General features: G+C 43.0%; 16 protein-coding genes. 10 read left to right on the forward strand and 6 right to left on the reverse strand.

The features are described from left to right. Positions 1-127 precede the first annotated feature (127 nt). Complete coding sequence (locus tag AC0SAP_RS01465) at positions 128-2,329, forward strand: pentapeptide repeat-containing protein (protein WP_473382539.1); 2,202 nt, start codon at positions 128-130, stop codon at positions 2,327-2,329. Further along, the gene (locus AC0SAP_RS01470) at positions 2,301-3,209 is read left to right on the forward strand and encodes a bifunctional hydroxymethylpyrimidine kinase/phosphomethylpyrimidine kinase (RefSeq protein WP_473382541.1); all 909 of its coding nucleotides are present in this window, start codon (positions 2,301-2,303) and stop codon (positions 3,207-3,209) included. Before AC0SAP_RS01465 ends, AC0SAP_RS01470 begins: the two co-directional genes overlap by 29 nt. Here the strand turns inward: AC0SAP_RS01470 and AC0SAP_RS01475 are convergent. Both AC0SAP_RS01475 and AC0SAP_RS01480 read right to left on the reverse strand, forming a co-directional pair. Further along, the gene (locus AC0SAP_RS01475; protein WP_473382542.1) at positions 3,183-4,130 is read right to left on the reverse strand and encodes a TrmH family RNA methyltransferase; all 948 of its coding nucleotides are present in this window, start codon (positions 4,128-4,130) and stop codon (positions 3,183-3,185) included. The genes AC0SAP_RS01470 and AC0SAP_RS01475 overlap by 27 nt on opposite strands. Before the next feature lie 24 nt (positions 4,131-4,154). After that, positions 4,155-7,604: an AAA family ATPase gene (locus AC0SAP_RS01480; protein ID WP_473382543.1), complete on the reverse strand. Its 3,450-nt coding sequence runs from the start codon at positions 7,602-7,604 to the stop codon at positions 4,155-4,157. Between the two features lie 379 nt (positions 7,605-7,983). On the opposite strand from AC0SAP_RS01480, the gene AC0SAP_RS01485 reads away from it, so the two are divergent. Together AC0SAP_RS01485 and AC0SAP_RS01490 are read left to right on the forward strand one after the other, a co-directional pair. Further along, positions 7,984-9,423 (forward strand): cation:dicarboxylate symporter family transporter, encoded by a 1,440-nt coding sequence (locus AC0SAP_RS01485; RefSeq protein ID WP_094568103.1) that lies wholly within the window; start codon positions 7,984-7,986, stop codon positions 9,421-9,423. 379 nt (positions 9,424-9,802) lie between these two features. Beyond that, on the forward strand, positions 9,803-10,534 hold the full coding sequence (locus AC0SAP_RS01490) for a hypothetical protein (RefSeq protein WP_473382545.1): 732 nt from the start codon (positions 9,803-9,805) through the stop codon (positions 10,532-10,534). A gap of 32 nt (positions 10,535-10,566) precedes the next feature. Here the strand turns inward: AC0SAP_RS01490 and AC0SAP_RS01495 are convergent, their stop codons facing one another. Beyond that, on the reverse strand, positions 10,567-11,091 hold the full coding sequence (locus tag AC0SAP_RS01495) for a hypothetical protein (RefSeq protein WP_473382547.1): 525 nt from the start codon (positions 11,089-11,091) through the stop codon (positions 10,567-10,569). A 393-nt stretch (positions 11,092-11,484) separates the two neighbouring features. Between AC0SAP_RS01495 and serS the strand changes: the two genes are divergently transcribed. The 6 genes from serS to rsgA all read left to right on the forward strand — a co-directional run bounded on the left by serS (position 11,485) and on the right by rsgA (position 17,621). Beyond that, on the forward strand, positions 11,485-12,753 hold the full coding sequence (gene serS, locus AC0SAP_RS01500; RefSeq protein ID WP_109235510.1) for a serine--tRNA ligase: 1,269 nt from the start codon (positions 11,485-11,487) through the stop codon (positions 12,751-12,753). A gap of 266 nt (positions 12,754-13,019) precedes the next feature. Continuing rightward, a complete protein-coding gene (locus AC0SAP_RS01505) occupies positions 13,020-13,265 on the forward strand; it encodes a YfhL family 4Fe-4S dicluster ferredoxin (protein WP_094568107.1) in 246 nt (81 codons plus the stop codon). Positions 13,266-13,306: 41 nt separating this feature from the next. Then, on the forward strand, positions 13,307-14,617 hold the full coding sequence (locus AC0SAP_RS01510) for a L,D-transpeptidase family protein (protein WP_473382548.1): 1,311 nt from the start codon (positions 13,307-13,309) through the stop codon (positions 14,615-14,617). Positions 14,618-14,819: 202 nt separating this feature from the next. After that, positions 14,820-16,022: a tyrosine--tRNA ligase gene (tyrS, locus tag AC0SAP_RS01515; RefSeq protein ID WP_473382550.1), complete on the forward strand. Its 1,203-nt coding sequence runs from the start codon at positions 14,820-14,822 to the stop codon at positions 16,020-16,022. A 266-nt stretch (positions 16,023-16,288) separates the two neighbouring features. Continuing rightward, positions 16,289-16,612 carry a ferredoxin FdxA gene (gene fdxA, locus AC0SAP_RS01520; protein ID WP_286479401.1) on the forward strand — a complete coding sequence of 108 codons (324 nt, stop codon included), beginning with the start codon at positions 16,289-16,291 and terminating at the stop codon, positions 16,610-16,612. A gap of 16 nt (positions 16,613-16,628) precedes the next feature. Beyond that, entirely contained in the window at positions 16,629-17,621 is a 993-nt protein-coding gene (rsgA, locus tag AC0SAP_RS01525; RefSeq protein WP_473382552.1) for a ribosome small subunit-dependent GTPase A, read from the forward strand. Here rsgA and AC0SAP_RS01530 read toward each other — a convergent pair. From AC0SAP_RS01530 to thiE, 3 genes are read right to left on the reverse strand one after another with little or no spacing between them, the layout of a single operon-like run. Continuing rightward, positions 17,618-18,238, reverse strand: a complete 621-nt coding sequence (locus AC0SAP_RS01530) for a flavin reductase family protein (RefSeq protein WP_473382554.1) — start codon at positions 18,236-18,238, stop codon at positions 17,618-17,620. The two genes, rsgA and AC0SAP_RS01530, sit on opposite strands and share 4 nt — an antisense overlap. Before the next feature lie 2 nt (positions 18,239-18,240). Next, positions 18,241-19,032, reverse strand: coding sequence for a bifunctional hydroxymethylpyrimidine kinase/phosphomethylpyrimidine kinase (thiD, locus tag AC0SAP_RS01535; protein ID WP_473382555.1), 792 nt, complete (start codon positions 19,030-19,032; stop codon positions 18,241-18,243). Beyond that, on the reverse strand, positions 19,025-19,699 hold the full coding sequence (gene thiE, locus AC0SAP_RS01540; RefSeq protein ID WP_473382557.1) for a thiamine phosphate synthase: 675 nt from the start codon (positions 19,697-19,699) through the stop codon (positions 19,025-19,027). Before thiE ends, thiD begins: the two co-directional genes overlap by 8 nt. Positions 19,700-19,701 lie beyond the last annotated feature (2 nt).

A 19,701-nucleotide genomic window follows, 5' to 3' on the forward strand; every position in this document is an offset into this window, starting at 1 on the left:
GAAGGTTAAAAAAGATAAGGAGAGATCGAATAAAATTGAGCAAAAGAGAGCATCACTGAATGGCTTGATGCAGTCTATCCCTATTAATGGCATAATTGAGAACTGAAATATTATTTTTGGTAAAGATATGACGCAATTTCTCAATTACGGTAAAAGTATTAAACAACAACTTCATCGATTGATTACATGGGCTCTCAAAAGTCGTCGTAATCGACGAATAGCGGCTCATCTATTAGCCTTTATTCCTGTCGGATTATGGTTAGCCGTTCATTCTCCCTTCCACAATAATATCTCCATTATTAGCCTGATCTTTATTGTCCCGGTGACCCTCTTTATCTTTAGTATGCTCTACAATGCGCTACTGACGGGACTTAAACGTTTTATCCTCTATGCGAAAACGCCTAATGCATCGATCATTTTAAAGCGATTAAGTAGCCAACATAGCCTCTTTGTAATGGGAATCTTTGCCATTCCAATGGTATTGATTCTCTCACTACTCTTTGTTGATATTGTTTCACTTATAGCCCAAGTTCCCCCATCAAAGCTCTACGGAGGAGAATACACCTTTCTGACCTCACTCTACTTTGGTGCATTTGCCGTCTTAGGATTTAGTGTCTCTGCCTATGTGGCCTCAGTACGCCATCGCTCACTGCGCCACTCAGAGAAACATCTTGAATATACCCAGCAGAAAGATCGTGAAAGTGAAGTCGATCGCCGAATGTTAGAGGGTATTAAGTTACTCGGGGATAAGAATGAATCAGTACGTTTAGGAGGGATCTATATCTTATGGGAGATTGTGAAAGATGCAGTAAAAGCGCTTCCTTACCTCGATAGCCGTTACTACAATGTCTATTATCATCGCTATAAAGATTATCCCATTATTCCTTATATGACGAGTAAGCCGCTTTCAGCTGCTGAAACAAAGGGACAATCTTCCTTAAAGAAGCGCTATCTTCAACAATATCCCGCAGACCAATCGCAAATTAAAGCTTATCTCAAAGCTTTTTCACTCCATGAGCAGGTCTTGAGCATTCTGTGTGGTCATATTCGTACTTTAACCAATAGTGAAGAGTATCTTCTAACCTACTACCCTTCTATTGCAAAGACTCGATTTTCAAGAGCTTATGCAGAACGCTACGATGATGACTCTAAAGTGATTCGTCAGCATGAAGAGGAACCTGGCAATGAGATTGCGATCCTCTTTCGTCTCTTGAGTAAAAAAGAGCATAGTCACGATAAGACGCTTGTCCGGGCGCTCAACTTTAAGCTCAATTTAGCTAGCTCGATCCTCAAAGGGGTCTATAGTGATCATGCTGATCTTGAAAATATGAATCTGCGTAATGTGAACTTCACTTATGCGCGCCTCAACTATGTTACTTTTGATAATAGTAATTGCTTCGATACCAACTTCAATTATGCAACCCTCAATATCTCAAGCTTCACCATGACTGATCTAACAGAAGCGAGCTTTGAAGAGGCGCAAATTACCAATACCACCTTCAAGTATGCCAACTGTATTCGTGCTAATTTCCAACATATCTTCCATAAGGCCTACTTTTATGGAACAACGATGCAACATACCCGTTTTACGCTTGAAGACTTTATGGAGGATCGCATTGAATTCTTAGGGATCAACGGTCTTCCCGGCTTTGCAAATGTTACCAGTCTTGAACAAAAGGCGATTATAGAGCTTCATCCTCGCCATCCGGAAGATGAAAAAAATCAGGGGCTTAGCTTCCCCATCTATATCAATCCCAATAAACCGGAGAGTATCAAAGAGATCAGGGAGATTCCCGATCTCTATATTCAATATCAACGTTTATTAGAGCAACCTCGATGGCGCATTCCAATTGTCGAGGCAAGACAAGCGCATGAAACATTGATGCGAAGCGGTTCTAACCCTCAGCCGGGAGAAGTTTATAGTGGTCATCGCAGTTTAGAGCAGATCAATACCCGGGAGTATCTTGCCGTTTTTCATCGAATGTTTAAGGAGAAGAATCGGCAGTATCAAGCTTTCTATGATGCTCTTAACCATAAAGAGAAACGACTTGTAACGCGAATGTTTATCGACTTCGATCAATCACAACGTCGGGAAGCGAAAGAAGAGGAGAATTGTCAAAGTGAGAAAAACAGACCACCATTACAGCCTCCACTGCCAACAAAAGTAGAGAAAGAGGGAGAAAAAATACAAACACCCTCACAGGAGATCAAAAAGGCCAAAGAAGCCAAAAAGATCAAAGAGAATAGAGAGGATAGAGAGGATAGAGAGAATCTGGAAAGTCAGAAAAAAGAGCGTAAAAATGGATCTAAAAAACCAAATAAGCAGTAGTACTACTCACCAAAAGATCGAAAAAGAGAGCGGGAAAAAGGGATATGAGATCCTCTTAATTGGTGATTTTGCCGGTGTCGGTAAGGTCTCTTTTTCGGTTATGACACCACTTCTTACAGCAGAGAATAGAACACTTAGCTACCTTCCTACTGCCGTTGTCTCTAATAGTTTCGATTATGGTGATGCGGTCGTTTATGAATTGACAGATTATATGGCACAGAGCTTAGCGATGTGGCAAAAACATCAATTCCAATTTGATCTCTTTATTACCGGATTTCTCTTTTCAGAGGCTCAAGTCGTTCTTATCAAAGAGTTAATTGCGACACAAAAAAAGCGTCCTTTTCTGATTGCTGATCCTATTATGGGCGATTGGGGTGAGCTCTATAGTGGGCTCTCCCATAAGCTTGTTGCCGGTATGCGGGATATCGTTATGCTCTCTGATCTCATTATTCCCAATCTTACTGAAACATTACTGATTTTAGGGGAAGAGCAAGAGTATCACCATGTCACTGAAGAGAAGGTCTATCACTGGCTCGATATGCTCCATCAAATGGGGGCAAAATCGATCCTTATTACCAGTGTAAAGATCGATGATCACTTCTACATCTTCGGTTATAGCGAACGTGAACAACACTACTTTAAAATTCCCTATAAGATGATTCCGATCCATTTTGGCGGCACGGGAGATATCTTTACCGCTATGATCGCAAATAGCCTTCTCAATCAGCCTGAACTCTCTTTAGAAAGAGTGGTGACACATGCCGCACAAGTGATCTCTACTATTCTTGAAAAAGAGCAGTCTTATCCAAGAGAGAGGATCGATGAGGTCTATTTTCAGCGCTATCTTCCTCAATTACGCGCCGCGATTCCCGGCAAGTAGATGATAGATCAAGATTCCAGCGGCAACCCCAACATTGAGAGACTCTGTAGCTCCAAGCATCGGAATTTTCACCTTCTGTGTTGCCATCGCTAATAATGTTGGGGAGACACCTTGCCCCTCATTCCCCATCACTAATGCACAACGCGCAGGCACGCGCAGATCACTATAAAATTGTGCCTCTTCCAAAGTGGTAACCCAAGAGTGATATCCCGCCTTATGGAGCAGAGGCAATAATTGAGGCAGAGAAACCCCCGTTAAAATTGGGATCTGAAAGAGCGCTCCTTGGGTTGCTCGGATACTTTTAGGATTATAGAGATCGGCAGATCCTTCACCTAAGATAACCCCTTGAAAGCCAGCGGCTTCTGCCGTTCGAATCATCGTTCCCACATTGCCGGGATCTTGCACGCTGTCGAGCAACAGAAGATGAGCAGATGGTCGCCCCTCTCCCGCGATTAGAAAATCCTCTAAAGTACGCTTAGGCTGTCGAACAAGCGCAATAATCCCCTGTGGAGTTGCCGTATCTGCTAATGATTTAATGATACTCTCTGACACGACAATCGCCTCAAGTGATATTCCACCTTCCCTATCGGAGGCGCCATGCTTCTTTATAGATCTAGACTGACCGAAATCTCGATCTGTATCTCGATCCGAATACCGATCTGAATGCCGATCTAAATATTGCTCTAGAGCAGCTTTAATCTTCTGCCAATCAGTAGGATGTTCCGCAACCATCCCTTCACTATAGAGAATACTCTCAATTTCCGCATCATTGAGCAACGCTTCTTCGAGGAGATGAAATCCTTCAATAAGATAAAGCCCCTCACGATCTCGCTCTCGCTTCTGCTCCAATTTCCGCCATCCTTTTACTCGAGGATTGCTCGGGGAGCTAATTTCTACATTCTTCAATCTCATCTCTCTCATCAATATCTCTCCTTTCTACCCACTCTACTCTTCCGAAAAAGCCATTGCATCTTGAAGATTGACCGATACTAGACGGGAGACGCCCGGCTCTGCCATTGTGACACCAATTAAGGAATCGGAGATTGTCATTGTCGCCTTATTGTGGGTAATAAAGATAAATTGTACCTTTTCACTCATCTCATCGATCAATTTTCCAAGACGGCGAACATTTGCCTCATCAAGCGGCGCATCCACCTCATCGAGCATACAAAATGGTGCAGGATTGAGATTGAAGATAGAAAAGACCAATGCCATCGCCGTTAAAGCCTTCTCTCCCCCTGAGAGAAGATGGATCGTCCCCGGCTTTTTACCAGGTGGATGAGCAATAATATTGATCCCGCTCGTTAATGCATCCGCTTCTGTGAGTTCAAGATAAGCTTTTCCGCCACCAAAGAGACGGGGAAAGAGGGTTGAGAAATCATCATTGATTGCTTCAAAAGTCTCCATAAAACGGGTGCGCGTCTCTTGATCAATCTCTCGAATCGCTTTTTCAAGCATCGATAACGCAGTTTCGAGATCTTCATGTTGGGTATCGAGATACTCTTTACGCTCCCGAAGCTCTTCACTCTCAGCTATCGCCATCAAGTTAACCGCTCCCATCTTCTGAATAGCACTCTGAATCTCTTTTAACTTCTCTTCTAATACCTCTGCTTTTTCAGATTGATAATGCTCTTTCGCTATTAATAGCTCTTCATCTGAGATCTCCGAAACAATCTTTTCCCACTGCTCTAATATGATGGCGCGTTTTGTATTGAACTCCGCCTCTCGGATGGAGAATTGATTCATCTTTTTCTTCAACGCTTCTAAAGAGCTATTGAAGATATCGCGACGCTCTTCAAGTGTGGTGAGTGCAATACGCCCCTTCTCTACCTCATGCTCTAAAGCTTTAAGCTCAGATTCAAAGGTGACAAGTCGCTCAATGGCGATCACCTTTTCAACCTCAAGATCGGCAATTTGATCCTGATAATCTCCCACTTTCTCTTGAGATTTTAAACGTTTCTGCAGTAGCGTTAACTCCTCTTCAGCTCTGTTGTGACGCTCTTTAAGACGAACAAAGTGATGCTCTAATTGATCAACTTGCCCCTTTCGTGCGCGATGACTTTCACGCAACTGCTCCATCTGCTGTTTCTGCTCACTATAGTGACTCTTCTGCATCTCATATTGAAGCAATGATTCTTCAAACTGTTCTTGGAGAAGCATCTGCTCCTCTTCTGCAACTCTTATTTCGGTAGCAAGATGAGCAAGTTGTGTTTGATGCTTACGCTCCTCTTCAACTAACTCATCAAAGCGCCGTTTTGCCCGATGACGCACCTCTGCTTGATGACTCTCAGCTTGTAGCAGCAGACTCAATTTTTTCTCAAGATCATAATATTCCCGATTAACTTTTTGTAACGCTATACGCGCTCTATCAAGAAGCTGTTGACGCGCTTTTAACGCCTCCTCTTTCTCATAGAGGGTCTCATCGAGAAATTCCAATTTTTGATCGATCGCTTGACGCTCCGAGATCGCATTCTCTAAAGAACGCTGCCGTGCTAAGATCCCAAATTGGGCATCTTGTGTATTGTAGAGCGCCCAATCAGGACCGAAGAGTAGCCCAGATTTTGTTACGATCATCTCATAGAGTGCTAACTTTTCTCTGCGGGCCATAAAGCCGGCATCTTTCTCTACCGCAAGAGGATCGAGATGGGAGTCATCAAAGATATAGAGATGTGAGAGCAGTGAGCCCATCGCAATATCACTCTCAATATAGTATCCCAGTTGATGGGAATCATATTGATAGGGATGCTCCCCAATCATATAGCTGCTTCCCCGCTGCTTCTCTGTCTCTACCATTAAAAATTGTTGTAAAACAGTATCCACCGCACTATTCCATCCCTCTTTAACAACGAGATGTTCAAAGAGTGGGGAGCGTGATTTTTTCTCATCTTGATTGAGCATCTTCTGCAACATGCTAATTTCGCCGGCAAGTTGATTTCTTGTGGCTAATTCTTGTCGCTGCTGATCTTGTAAACCGCGAATCTCTGCCTTTAAGGTAATAAGCTCACTATCCCCAACTTCTATTTGAGTATTGAGTTCACTCTGCTCTTTACGATAGGTCACTAATGAAGCTTCTAGCGCTCGAGACTCTTCTGAAGCTTCCGGCACCTCTTCAGAAAGATCTTGCAATTCTAAAGTTTCACGCTCTGCGATCACTTGCGTTAAGCGCTCTTGATGAAATTGCCGGCTCTGTCTTGCCAATTGAAGCTTCTGCTCTAACTGCTTTACTTGATCACGCAGTTGTTGTGTTCGCTTCTCTGCAGACTCGAGCGACTGCTCTAATGTCATTAACTGATCACGCTCTTGCCAAAGCTGCTCTTCGAGGGACTCTAAGGTCAGTTTCTCTTCCGTTAGATTCTCTTCCAATGTGGCAAGCTCAGTAGTGGTCACCTCTAACTCTTGAGAGAGTCGCTCGCCATTCTCCTGCCATTCCGATTGTGATTCTAACGCCTGTTTTTGAAGATCTTGAAGTCGTATCTGCTCATGATTAAGATGATCTACCGCCTGTTTATAGGGATAGAGTTCACGATTTCGTTCCGCAAGAGTCGCCTCAAGCGTTTCAAAGTGCTCTTTTTGTACCACGATTTCTGCACTGATCTCCTGATATTGCGCTAAAACCGCTTGAAACTGCTCATACTCCCCAACATGATCCTGATGAAGCTTCTCAATATCTGCCTCGATCGCTCTCTTCTGCTCCGTCACTTGCGAGTAACGAATCGTTCGCTCTTGCTCTCTTAAGGCTTGATAACGTCTTGCCGCATCTGCTTGCCGCTCCAATTTTGTGAGCTGTTTTCCGAGCTCTAGGCGGATATCGTTAAGTCGCTCTAAATTCTCGCGTGTATGCTCTATCCTCTGCTCTGTCTCATGCCGGCGCTCCTTATACTTTGAGATATTAGCCGCTTCTTCAAAAAAGATACGCAATTCATCGGGTTTTGATTCAACAATACGAGAGATCATTCCCTGCTCAATAATGGCATAGGAGCGAGGTCCCAATCCGGTCCCTAAAAAGATATCGGTAATATCGCGTCGACGACAGCGAGTATTGTTTAAAAAATATTGACTCTTTCCATCCCGATCGAGTGTTCTTCTAATACTAATCTCTCGATATTCTGACCATTTGCCCCCTAAACGCCCCTGATCATTTTCAAAGATCAACTCTATAGAGGCCATGCCGGCAGGTTTTCTACGCTCAGAGCCATTGAATATAACATCACTCATCGACTCCCCACGTAGCTGCTTAGCGGAAGATTCTCCCATGACCCAACGAACGGCATCGATAATATTAGATTTACCACAGCCATTAGGACCGACGATACCATTTAGCTTGCTCGTTAAAACAAAAGTTGTCGGCTCAACAAACGATTTAAAACCAGAGAGTTTAACTTTCTTTAAGCGCATAAGTGACTCTTTCCGTACTCAGTTGGGGGAATAATAAAAAGGATATAATCTAGCACAATTTTACTCGCTTTACTCCCTCTTTACCCGCTTATTGATGAGCGTTTATTGATGAAAAGTAGATGAATAAAAGAGAAAGACAAAAACATACTTATCATATATAATCAGTTTCCATTATAATTCATAACTTGCAATTCATAACTTGTGATTCATAACAATTAATCTTAAGCTAACCATAGAGTAGAGTCAGTCAAAAGAATCGATTCCTCAAAATGAATGAGCAGTAGATGATCTGATCGATCACTAATCGATCACAAAAAGTGACTAAAAAAGCAACTATAAAGCGTACTCAATTAAATTCTTATAAGAGAAGGAGCAGATCATGCCTGAGAGTATCGGCACCCCACAAACCCCGCTTTTTCAAGGGGCTTTCTTTGAAAACTTCTTAGCGATCTCCCGCTATGAGACGATCATTGGTCTACTGATATTAGCGATCGCCTTTTGGATTATCTACCGTCTACAGAAGCGTAAATCGAGCTTCTTTATGCGCATGTCTGTTGGGCTCATCTTTGGCGCCCTCATTGGTTTAGGAATCCAGGCATGGCAAGGCTTTCCCGATCAAGCCAATATTGTCTTAAAAGAGACGGCAACATGGTATGGACTCTTTGGCCGAACCTTTATTGCCTTTATTCGTATGCTCGTTATTCCACTTGTTTTTGTCTCCATTGTTAAGGTGATTTTAGATTTTGGTGGAGATCAGCGCCTGACCAAAGTGGCGCGTCGCGGAATATTCTGGCTGCTCTTTACAACAGGTATTGCAGCCCTGCTAGGGATCTTTATCGCCAATATTATGAATTTAGGTTATGGCGATGCATTAGTTGAGACGGCGGCAAAAGAGCGTGAATATACCACTTTAGTCGATACTTTTGTCAATCTTGTACCCAATAATATTATCTCGGCAATGAATAATAACAATATCATTGGGCTTGTGATCTTCTCGGCGCTAGTGGGAGTTGCAGCTAATCGTATGCGCCCGAAAGCGGTTGAAGCGATCGCAATTTTCCAAAAATTGATCGATGCACTTCATAAAATCGTTATGAGCATCACCATGACTATTATTAAATATATGCCCTACGCAATTATCGCACTACTTGCCGGTACTATTATGACAAATGGTATTCCTGCCGTGATCAAAGTTTCAAGCTTTGTCATTGCGATCTATGTTGCGACATTTATTATGATTATGATTCATCTCTTAATCGTTGCCGGACATGGTCTCTCCCCATTAATGTTTCTCCGTAAATCACGCGATACATTAGTGATGGCTTTCTCTAGCCGCTCATCTGTAGGAACGCTACCCCTTGCAATCTCCACTCTGACAGAGCGAATGGGAGTTTCTGGTAGTACCGCAAACTTAATACCCTCCCTTGGAACAACAATGGGGATGAATGGTTGTGCCGGCTTCTTCCCTGCACTATTAGTGATGATGGTAGCGCATATGGTGGGTATTGAGACAGATCTTCAATTCTATATCATGTTATTGATTGTGATCGTCATTGGATCGATCGGTATTGCCGGCGTCCCAGGTACGGCAACCATTGCTGCAACCATTGCTCTCTCAGGCATGGGGATGGGAGAATATTTTCCCTTAATCGGTATGGTGCTTGCCATCGATCCAATGATCGATATGGGTAGAACAATGACCAATATCTCAGGTGCGCTAACCGCATCAGTAGTCACCGATAAGGAGTTAGGATTACTTAATCAGGAACGATTCCAAGATCCTAATGCCTTTTTAGAAAGTGGTGAGCAAGCATCATAACCTTACAGAAGATCGTCTGATTATTTTGATCTATTCGATTCTATTCGATCGAGTCAATCATTAAGAATTAAGGTAGATCTCAACGATCTCAACCATCAGCTCAAATCAGTAAAAGCGCTAGATACTCAAGCAAAATATGCCGAAGATCCTAGCGCTTTTTTATATTCACATTGATATTCACATTTATATACACACTTTTATATAAGATCGGCTATAGCTTCTTTTTATAAAATGACTAAAATAGAGGCAGATTTAGAGACGCCCATAAAAAGAGATCTCCATCAAAGAACTTAAATAGAGGTCTCAAGAGAGATATCAAAAACAAACATCTATCAATAAACTGATCCTATTACGCTACACTCTTTAGGAGCTAATACTTATGCGCCGCAAAAAACGTGAACAACGCGAACCCTTCAATTGGTTATTTGTTATTACCATCTCCTTTATTGTGATGACTTGGTTAATCGCAATCTATCTAACACTTAAGAGCCCGAACAATGAGAGTATCTTTTTCGATGCGATCGTGGCGCTCTTTACCGGCGTTGCTTTTACCGGCGTTCTTTACTCTCTTCACCTACAGCGAGAAGACTTACAACTCAATCGCGAAGAGTTAGCTATTAATCGTGAGGAGCTAGGGAGAACGCGAGAAGAGATACGGGAGCAGAAAGAGGAGGCGAAAAGGCAGCTCTTTAACCAACACTTTCAGATGATGCTACTCACCTTTTCCCGAAAAGTTGATCTTTTATCAGAACACTATCTGACCGAAGAGTATCTTGCGGATCTAAATCTTACCGCCCAAAAAGAGCGCATTACGCTCTCTGAAACACAATTTATTGAGAAGTTTACCCCCGAGCGACTCAATGCCATTAAAGTCTTTAATGATCTCCTCTACTATTATGATCAACATTATAGTTTTAATGATAAAGAGCACTCGCCGGCACTCTATCTTCTCACCCTTTCGGTAACAGCAGAGCTCGCCTCGCTTCTACGGGTTATCAACTGCCTTAAATTAGAAGATGAAAACTTTGCCTATCTTCAGCCACTTCTTAAAAAATCGATGGAGAGTGCGATCTTTCTAGCACAAAAATATCGCGTAATCTCTTTTTCTTAAAAAGAGTTCTTAAAAAGAGCTCTTCGGCGCTCTTAGCGCCACTGATCCCGATAATTGAGGATCTCATGGCGCGCAAAATGGCAGACTGGCAAAACATCATAATGATCCGTTTCACAGATTAAGGGCGTTGTATAAGGAAGAAGATGATATCCTCGCGATACCATACAGACCTCAACCGTCGCTCTGCCATGAATAACCTGAATGGGATCTCTTCCTCCCATTCGTTCACTAATTCCTGACTCAATCGCATTTGCAGCATCTAAACACTCTACAAAGTCCCGGGTTCGTAATGCTGAAGCTTCGGGAGTGAGGCGGATCTCCTCTCTACTACTTCCCTTTTGCCAAACTTTCTCTTGATACCATCCTTCCGCTTGATAGAGTTTCTCACGCTCTTTAGCATCGAGCTTTACCTCTTCAAGGATTATTGATCGATAATGATCCATCGCCTCATTTTGAGAATGCATCACAGAGCTACATCCCGTCAATAGCAGTGTGCAAGCAATTAGTAGTCGGCGAAAGTGCTTAACTCGCCCCTCTCCTCTCTCTTCTCTATTCATCTATCTCAATTCCTTCTCTCGATATAAGATCGATATAACATCATTAGGAGATAATATCATCTGTTATCATCAGCGGTCATTAGTCGCAATTATTGACTATCGATCCATTGCTATTATCGATACATTACTATCGATTATTACCATCGACTATGCCTCCGCGCCATTAGCGCCCTCTATCATATCACTACTCCCATCAAGCTCATCGAAGTTCATCGAAGCCTCTTATCATCTCACGCTATTACTTACCTGAATTACTTACCTGAGCTTGTTAAAGTAATGGGAATAGAGCGCTAATCTTCTCGACGGGTAGGAGAACTGATATTACTTTGGAAGCCATACCATTTTTCGTATATAATACGGGGTTAATTTTCACTCTTCATGAAGGATATACAAGTGATTGATCCACGCTTATTAAGACAGAATTTAGATGATGTTGTTACTCTACTTGCAAAACGTGGCTACAACTTAGACACGGAGCAATTCAATAAACTTGAAGAGAGTCGTCGCACATTGCAGATCTCACTTCAAGAACTACAAAATGAGCGCAATAAACGCTCAAAAGAGATCGGTATCGCAAAATCGAAAGGGGAAGATGCCTCTGAGATCTTGGCTTCTGTAGCGGATTTAGGTAATCAACTCTCGAAAATTGAGGCTGAACTCAATGTTGTCAGCGAAGAGTTAGAAAAGATTCTCCTCGATATGCCCAATCTTCCACACAATGATGTGCCGGTTGGTAAAGATGAGGATGATAATGTTGAAATTAAACGCTGGGGAACGCCTCGTGAATTTGATTTTGAGCCGAAAGATCATGTCGCTTTAGGGGAATCTTTAGGAATGGATTTTGAAGCAGCGGCTAAAATTAGTGGTTCACGCTTTGTTGTTCTTAAATCAAATATGGCAAAACTTCACCGCGCATTAGCGCAATTTATGCTCGATACACATACTGAAGAGCATAACTATATGGAGGTAAATGTCCCGGTTGTCGTCAATCAAAAGAGTCTTTATGGTACGGCACAATTACCAAAATTTTCTGAAGATCTCTTTAAATTAGAAGATGAGCGCAATTTCTATCTTATCCCAACAGCTGAGGTTCCTCTCTCAAATCTAGCGCAAGATGTGATCTTAGAAGAGAGTGCGCTTCCGACCCAATTAGTGGCTCATAGTAACTGTTTCCGTTCTGAGGCGGGAAGTTATGGTCGAGATACACGCGGCATGATTCGCCAACATCAATTTGAGAAGGTTGAATTGGTTCACTTCACAAAACCAGAAGACTCTTACGATGCATTAGAACGTCTTGTTCGCCATGCTGAGGTGATCTTAGAGAAATTAGAACTCCCCTACCGCCGTGTCGTCCTTTGTACCGGAGATATGGGTTTTTCTGCGGCAAAAACTTATGATTTAGAAGTTTGGTTGCCGGGACAACAGAAATATCGTGAGATCTCTTCCTGCTCAAACTGTGAAGATTTCCAAGCACGTCGTCTAAAAGCGCGCTTCCGCAATAGCGAAAGTGGCAAACCTGAGTTAATCCATACACTTAATGGCTCTGGTCTTGCGGTTGGACGTACATTAGTAGCGGTATTAGAGAATTACCAAGAAGCAGATGGTCGTATTCGCATCCCTGAAGTACTTAAACCCTATATGCAAAATAGAGAGTATCTATAACCACAATCGGATGCAATCTATCTTCATCTACCATCTATTTATATATGATATGTATGATAGCTTCTTACCGCCTCTGCGATCGATCTCTAATAGATCCTGAATAGATCGTAAAGAGATCACAAATAGAATTCTAATGGTTATCTGATCGATATCTATAATATGAGATCTATAATCCGAGATCTACCACCCTATTTTCCTATCGTAGAGTGAGTAGAGAAGCTATAATGATTAGCCCATAATAACGTTGTCATTTTAGGAGAAAAGCAATGGCATTAATGATTACTGATGAGTGCATTAACTGTGATGTATGTGAACCTGAGTGCCCTAATGAGGCAATCTCAATGGGACCTGAGATCTATGTGATCGATCCCGATAAATGTACAGAATGTGTCGGTCACTTCGATACACCACAATGTGTTGAAGTCTGCCCGGTTGAATGTATCCCTAAAAACCCTGATCGCGTCGAGACGCAAGAAGAGCTCATGGAGAAATTCCATAAGCTTCAGGGATAGTAGGATTTCCTCCACGATCTAACCTTGCTGAGAAGTAATATATGAAATTGAAGCGCATATTATTAGCCGTTGGTTTCCTCGTATCCTCTGCATACGCCCAAAAGTATGTTGAGTACCAAAAGCCCAAAGCGGGTGATGATGTTATTGGTGAGCTCGTCTATGTCACCCCTAAAAAACATGAGTCACTTGTCGATCTTACGATCCGTCATGAGATGGGTTATGATGAGTTGCGCTGGGCAAATCCCGGGATTAATGCCTGGATGCTCAATGAGAACCAACCCCTTGTACTGCCCACCCAATTTATCTTACCAAAAGGTAAACGTTCGGGAATTGTCTCCAATATTCCTGAAATGCGAACCTATTACTTCTTAGAAGGTTCAGATAAGGTCTATGTCTACCCTGTAGGCGTTGGTCGGATGGATTGGAAAACACCATTAGGCTCCTGGTCGATTACCCGTAAACAGGAGAATCCCGCATGGTATCCACCAGAATCAATTCGTAGAGAGCATGTCGAGATGGGGCGTGGCACACTTCCTAGCGTTGTTCCGGCAGGCCCAGACAATCCCTTAGGAACTCGTGTACTACGTCTTGCGCTACCTAGCTATCTCCTTCATGGAACAAATGATGAGACCGGCATTGGTATGCGTGTAACTCATGGTTGTATGCGTTTTTACCCGCAGCATATCGAGCATCTTTATGATATGGTCCCAACTAATACCATGGTCACCTTCCTCAATCAGCCTGTGAAATATGGCTTTTTGGGTAATGATATTATGATCGAAGTGCATCCCCCATTAGAAGAGGATAATCTCTCTATACCGGCACTCAAAGAGCAAGCGTTGCAACAACTTGCCGAGTTTATAAAACCCTATCCTAATGCATCGATCAATTACGATATGGTAAATCTCGCCGTCCAACAGCAGACCGGGATCCCTATTATTATCGGGGAAAAAGTTTCCCATATGCCCAATCATATGCCCAATGCTCATCAACAACATGAGCAAGCCTCAACTACATATATGCCGGCAACAGCACCAGTAGCAGCACCTTCAATAGAGCTGATGTCAAGCCCAGAGATGCCCGCTATCGAAATACCTGCACCGGCAATGAGTACAATCGGTTCTGATGGTATCGGCACTCGCGTCAATACACAATATAGTCGCCCGAATCAAACAGCTGAAACGATTCAGCCATCACCTGAAGAGCTTGCAAAAGAGCGCCGGGATGAGACCTATAAACCAGAGTCGACCCTTAAGATGAAAAAGAGAACCATCACTAAAGAGAGTCGCTTAGGTGAACCTACAATTGAGACAGAAGAGGTGGTATTTCCACCCTCTGCCAGAGAGCGCTAAGAGCAGCGTCACTCATTTCAATAATGTAGATTAGAGCTCTATCTGATAGGTATAACAAATCTGATCGATCTCATGACTGTAGATCATCATAAAGAGTAATACGACCTATCGTTATCAGTAGTGTTGTAGTTGGTGGTAGTTAGTAGTAATTAGTAGTAGTTAGTTGTAATTAACAAATCAATAAAATTTAGGATAAAAAAGCATGGCAACCATAGAAGAGAGTCTAGAGATTATTCAACGTGGTACTGATGAAGTGATCTCCATTGAAGATTTAACCGCTAAATTGAAAGAGAATCGTCAGCTCCGCATTAAAGTAGGATTTGACCCTACAGCTCCAGATCTACATCTCGGACATACCGTCGTAATCAATAAGATGCGTCACTTCCAAGATCTTGGTCACGAAGTGAACTTTCTTATCGGTGATTTTACCGGCATGATCGGTGATCCATCAGGTAAAGATGTTACACGTAAACCCCTTACTCGTGAGCAAGTTTTGGCAAATGCTAAGACCTATGAAGAGCAGATCTTTAAAGTACTCGATCCTAAGTTGACTAAAGTCGTCTTCAACTCACAATGGTTAGGTGAGCTAGGCACCGCAGGCATGATTCAACTCGCATCGCGCCATACTGTAGCGCGTATGTTAGAGCGTGATGATTTTGAAAAACGCTATAAAGCACAACAACCTATCGCCATTCATGAGTTTATCTATCCTCTACTTCAAGGCTATGACTCTGTACATCTAAAAACAGATGTAGAGATCGGGGGAACAGATCAGAAATTTAATCTCTTAATGGGTCGCGATCTACAGCGCGCTTATGGTAATGACAAGCCACAATGTGCCATTACTATGCCCCTCTTGGTCGGTCTTGATGGTGTTAATAAGATGTCTAAATCTTTGGGCAACTATGTTGGCGTTGATGAGGCACCCGATGAGCAATTTGGTAAATTGATGTCGATCTCTGATGATCTTATGTGGAACTACTTTGAGCTCCTAAGCTTCCGTTCAAATGCGGAAATTGCACGCCTCAAAGAGGAAGTTACAGCAGGACGCAATCCGCGCGATGTAAAATTTGAACTTTGTGGAGAACTCATCACCCGTTATCACAATGCTGAAGCCGCCGCTTCTGCGCAACGTAACTTTATCGAGCGCTTCCAGAAAGGAAATCTCCCTGAGAATATCGAAGAAAAAGTAGTGATTTCAACAGATGGCGTGATTGGTATCGCCCAAGCAATGCGAGATGCTGGACTCGTCAGCTCAAATTCTGAAGGCTTTAGAATGATTACAGAAGGCGCGGTTCGCATCAATCAAGAGCGCATCGAAGATAAAGGACTGACTCTCTCAAAAGGGGATAATGTTATTATTCAAGTCGGTAAGCGCCGTATTGCCAATGTGATTGTAAAATAGATTGTCAAAATTAGAGGAATCTATTAGAAAAACCTATAAAAAGAGCTCAGTTAAATTAGGAGACCCATATCACTCTTAATCGAAACTGAGCTCTTCTTTCTATAGAGCTTACTAACTCAGAACAATAACTCTAGAAAATTAACCCCAACAATGCTACCGATTACCACTTGTAATCACCTCTCAATAGCGTCACAATAAGCTTTAAATCAAACTAATCGTAAACATCTTATTAATTTACACCTGAACTGATCTTTGGAGAGTTATCAATGACATTTGTCGTAACAGATAATTGTATCTTATGTAAATATACCGACTGTGTAGAGGTATGCCCTGTTGACTGCTTCCATGAAGGACCGAACTTTCTTGTGATCGATCCTGATGAGTGTATCGACTGCACCCTTTGTGAACCTGAATGCCCTGCCGGCGCAATTCTTGCAGATGATGATCTAAGCGAAGATCAGATGATTTTCCTAGAACTCAATGCGGAATTAGCACGTAAGTGGCCTGTTATTACAGAACAGAAACCGCCTCTTCCCGATGCAGAGAAGTGGGATGGTGTTCCTAATAAACTCCCCCATCTTGAAAAATAGAGAGCGATAATAAAAGATGAGCCGCCGCCTTACGAATCAACAAAAAAGGGTGATTGAAGCGCGTCAACAAGCGCTTCTCTCTAATGAAGAGCTACAAAATGCAACGCCCGGTCGGGTGATTGCACAACATGGTCAACATGTGACACTCGAAGATGGCGAGCTAAATCTCCATAAAGCAGCTGTCAGGCAGAGCCTTGGAGCCATTGTTTGTGGGGATTATGTCTACTATCAATTAGAGCAAAATGAACCGGTGGTGATCGCTCGTCTACCACGAGAAAACCACTTCTCACGGATCGCTTTTGGCGGGGCTGAAAAGATTTTAGCCGCTAATATTGATCAGCTCTATATTGTGATCGCCCCTAAACCTGAGCCAAGCCCTTCACTGATCGATCGCTATCTGATCGCAGCCTACTACTTCGGCATTGAAGTCTCTTTTATTCTCAATAAGATCGACCAAATTGATGATTCTATCGATCTCTCCTTCTTAGAGGATTATCGCAAGCTCTCTATTCCTATTTTTGAGACCTCTATCTACCAGCCTGAGTTGATCACTCAATTAGAAGAGGAGCTAGAGGGGAAAACATCGATTTTTGTCGGTCAATCTGGCGTCGGTAAATCTTCACTGACAAATCACCTCATCCCCTCTTTAGCGCTGCAGACACAAAAAATTAATGCCTCCACGGGATTAGGGAATCACACAACGTCAACAACTACCCTCTACCATCTGCCGATGACAGAGAGCTATCTTATCGATTCTCCCGGCGTTCGTAGTTTCAATATTGAACATCTCCCACTCGCTGCAATTGATGAAGGCTTTCCTGAGCTAAAAGCGATTACAACACCATGTCGTTTTAGCAACTGCAGCCATACCGATGATCCCGGTTGCCGTTATCAAGATGCGATTCATGAAGGATTGATCTCTCCTCGACGCTTAGAGAGTTATCTTCAAATTCGCACAAGTATTGCGGAGATGCAAGAGCGACAAAGTCGTGGAAAAAGACGACGTTAGCGCCTTTCAGAGTCAGGACGCAACATCTCAAAGAGATTATCCTGCTCACTATACCACCCTCTACCATGCATTCTGGCGATCAGATTTAACTTCTTTGCATCTACGTAACCGGCATCAGCATCTATTAAAGCTTCATCAATCAAGTGAAGCATCACCACTTCGCCGAGAATAACTGCTTGATTCTCCCCCGTTGGGATCTCTTGATAGAGTCGACACTCCATCTTAATGGGTGAACTTGCGATCAGTGGGATAGGGAGAAGATCTCCGGCTATCACTTCAATTTGATGCTCTTTGAGTTCATCAACGCTTGCATCATAATCTCTACTGGTTAAATTCATCAGCTCAGCATCATCTCTATTGACCAGATTGATGCCAAAAATTTTTTGCTCACGAATATTACGCAATGTATCTTTAGCACCACCATCCGCCGAATGTTGAATTCCGAGTGCGACAATCGGTGGTTCGCTCCCCATCATATTGAAAAAGCTAAAAGGAGCAGCATTAGATATGCCCATTTGATCAACTGTTGTCACCCAAGCGATCGGCCTCGGGACAATCGTAGAGGCTAAAAGTTTATAGATCAGCTGAGGATCTCTATTTTGAAAATGATACTTCATCTCTACCACCAACGATAAAAATGGTGTGTTGGCCCAATGCCTTTCCCGACATGTAGTCGATCGGCATGCTCAATCGCCCCTTCAATATAGGCTTTTGCTAAACGAACACCATTTTTTAATCCATGAGAAGGATAGAGGGCGGCAATTGCGGCAGAGAGTGTACAACCGGTACCATGCGTATTTTGGGTCGCAATACGCGCTGCATTAAAGAGCTCAATCCCCTCTTCTGTTACCAAAAGATCGGGACTCTCCTCACTCTCAAGATGCCCACCTTTCATCAAGACTGCTTTAGGCCCTAAAGAGAGAAGCGCTCTTCCCTGCTCTGCCATCTCTTCAATATTTTGCGCCTCCTTCACTCCTAAAAGCGCCGCAGCTTCGGGTAGATTGGGCGTAATAATATCTGCTAAAGGAAGTAGCGCTTCACGAATAGCTGTCACGGCCTCCTCAACTAATAGTGGATGTCCACCTTTTGCTATCATCACCGTATCTAAAACAACAAAAGGGATCGGTCGCTCCGTTAACAATTTTGCAACCGTTGTAATAATCTCACTATTGACAAGTGCCCCCATTTTAACGGCATCAACATCGATATCATCCATTAATGTATGGTACTGCTTCTCAATAAATTCTGTAGGAATCGGCAAAACACCCGTAACACCTTGCGTAGATTGAGCTGTCAATGCCGAGAGAATCGCCATCCCATAGCACCCAAGTGCCGAAAAGGTCTTCAAATCTGCCTGAATACCGGCACCACCGCTAGGATCAGATCCGGCAATTGTTAAGATCTTATTCATTCTCACCTCGCACAATCGATGCCAATCGTCTTGTAGCTGACGCAATATCTGCCTGCCCACAGATAGCGGAAACAACGGCAATTCCATCGACACCGCTCTTCATAACACTTGCTGCATTATCAATATTAATTCCACCGATTGCGACCTTTGGAATATCTCTCTGCGCGGCAATCATACTCAAGCCATCAATCCCTAAAGCCTTTCGTGCATCTTTTTTTGTTGAGGTTGCAAAGACAGGGCCAATTCCAACATAATCGACATCTTGCAGTTTAACCTGCTCCATCTCATAGATTGAACCGACAGAGAGCCCTAAAATTTTGTTAGGACCTAACAAACGACGGGCGACATCTGCCGGCAGATCCTTCTGCCCCACATGAACACCATCTGCATCAATAGCTAGCGCCACATCGATATGGTCATTCACAATGAGCGGCACATCATAATCTTCTAAAAGCGCTTTCAGTAATAATCCGGCATCATACCAATAGCGCTTATCCACCTCTTTCTCTGAACGTAGCTGCACACAGGTAACCCCTCGCTCAACCGCTTCATAAACCGTTGAGACCATCCCCGCAATACCACCACAGAGCTCAGTGTCGAGCACAAGATAGAGCGATAGATCAAATGAGGTACGACTCAACTCCCGACGAATTTTCGGATATCCCATCC

The sequence above is a fragment of the Ignatzschineria sp. PL_is040 genome (assembly GCF_055813795.1).

Bases quoted from the DNA above. Each gene is read 5' to 3' on its own strand.
- AC0SAP_RS01510 (WP_473382548.1), top strand. From the start codon at position 13,307: ATGAAATTGAAGCGCATATTATTAGCCGTTGGTTTCCTCGTATCCTCT.
- tyrS (WP_473382550.1), top strand. From the start codon at position 14,820: ATGGCAACCATAGAAGAGAGTCTAGAGATTATTCAACGTGGTACTGAT.
- AC0SAP_RS01465 (WP_473382539.1), top strand. From the start codon at position 128: ATGACGCAATTTCTCAATTACGGTAAAAGTATTAAACAACAACTTCAT.
- AC0SAP_RS01495 (WP_473382547.1), bottom strand. From the start codon at position 11,091: ATGAATAGAGAAGAGAGAGGAGAGGGGCGAGTTAAGCACTTTCGCCGA.
- rsgA (WP_473382552.1), top strand. From the start codon at position 16,629: ATGAGCCGCCGCCTTACGAATCAACAAAAAAGGGTGATTGAAGCGCGT.
- AC0SAP_RS01485 (WP_094568103.1), top strand. From the start codon at position 7,984: ATGCCTGAGAGTATCGGCACCCCACAAACCCCGCTTTTTCAAGGGGCT.
- AC0SAP_RS01475 (WP_473382542.1), bottom strand. From the start codon at position 4,130: ATGAGAGAGATGAGATTGAAGAATGTAGAAATTAGCTCCCCGAGCAAT.
- AC0SAP_RS01480 (WP_473382543.1), bottom strand. From the start codon at position 7,604: ATGCGCTTAAAGAAAGTTAAACTCTCTGGTTTTAAATCGTTTGTTGAG.
- thiE (WP_473382557.1), bottom strand. From the start codon at position 19,699: ATGGGATATCCGAAAATTCGTCGGGAGTTGAGTCGTACCTCATTTGAT.
- AC0SAP_RS01470 (WP_473382541.1), top strand. From the start codon at position 2,301: ATGGATCTAAAAAACCAAATAAGCAGTAGTACTACTCACCAAAAGATC.
- AC0SAP_RS01490 (WP_473382545.1), top strand. From the start codon at position 9,803: ATGCGCCGCAAAAAACGTGAACAACGCGAACCCTTCAATTGGTTATTT.
- fdxA (WP_286479401.1), top strand. From the start codon at position 16,289: ATGACATTTGTCGTAACAGATAATTGTATCTTATGTAAATATACCGAC.
- thiD (WP_473382555.1), bottom strand. From the start codon at position 19,032: ATGAATAAGATCTTAACAATTGCCGGATCTGATCCTAGCGGTGGTGCC.
- AC0SAP_RS01505 (WP_094568107.1), top strand. From the start codon at position 13,020: ATGGCATTAATGATTACTGATGAGTGCATTAACTGTGATGTATGTGAA.
- AC0SAP_RS01530 (WP_473382554.1), bottom strand. From the start codon at position 18,238: ATGAAGTATCATTTTCAAAATAGAGATCCTCAGCTGATCTATAAACTT.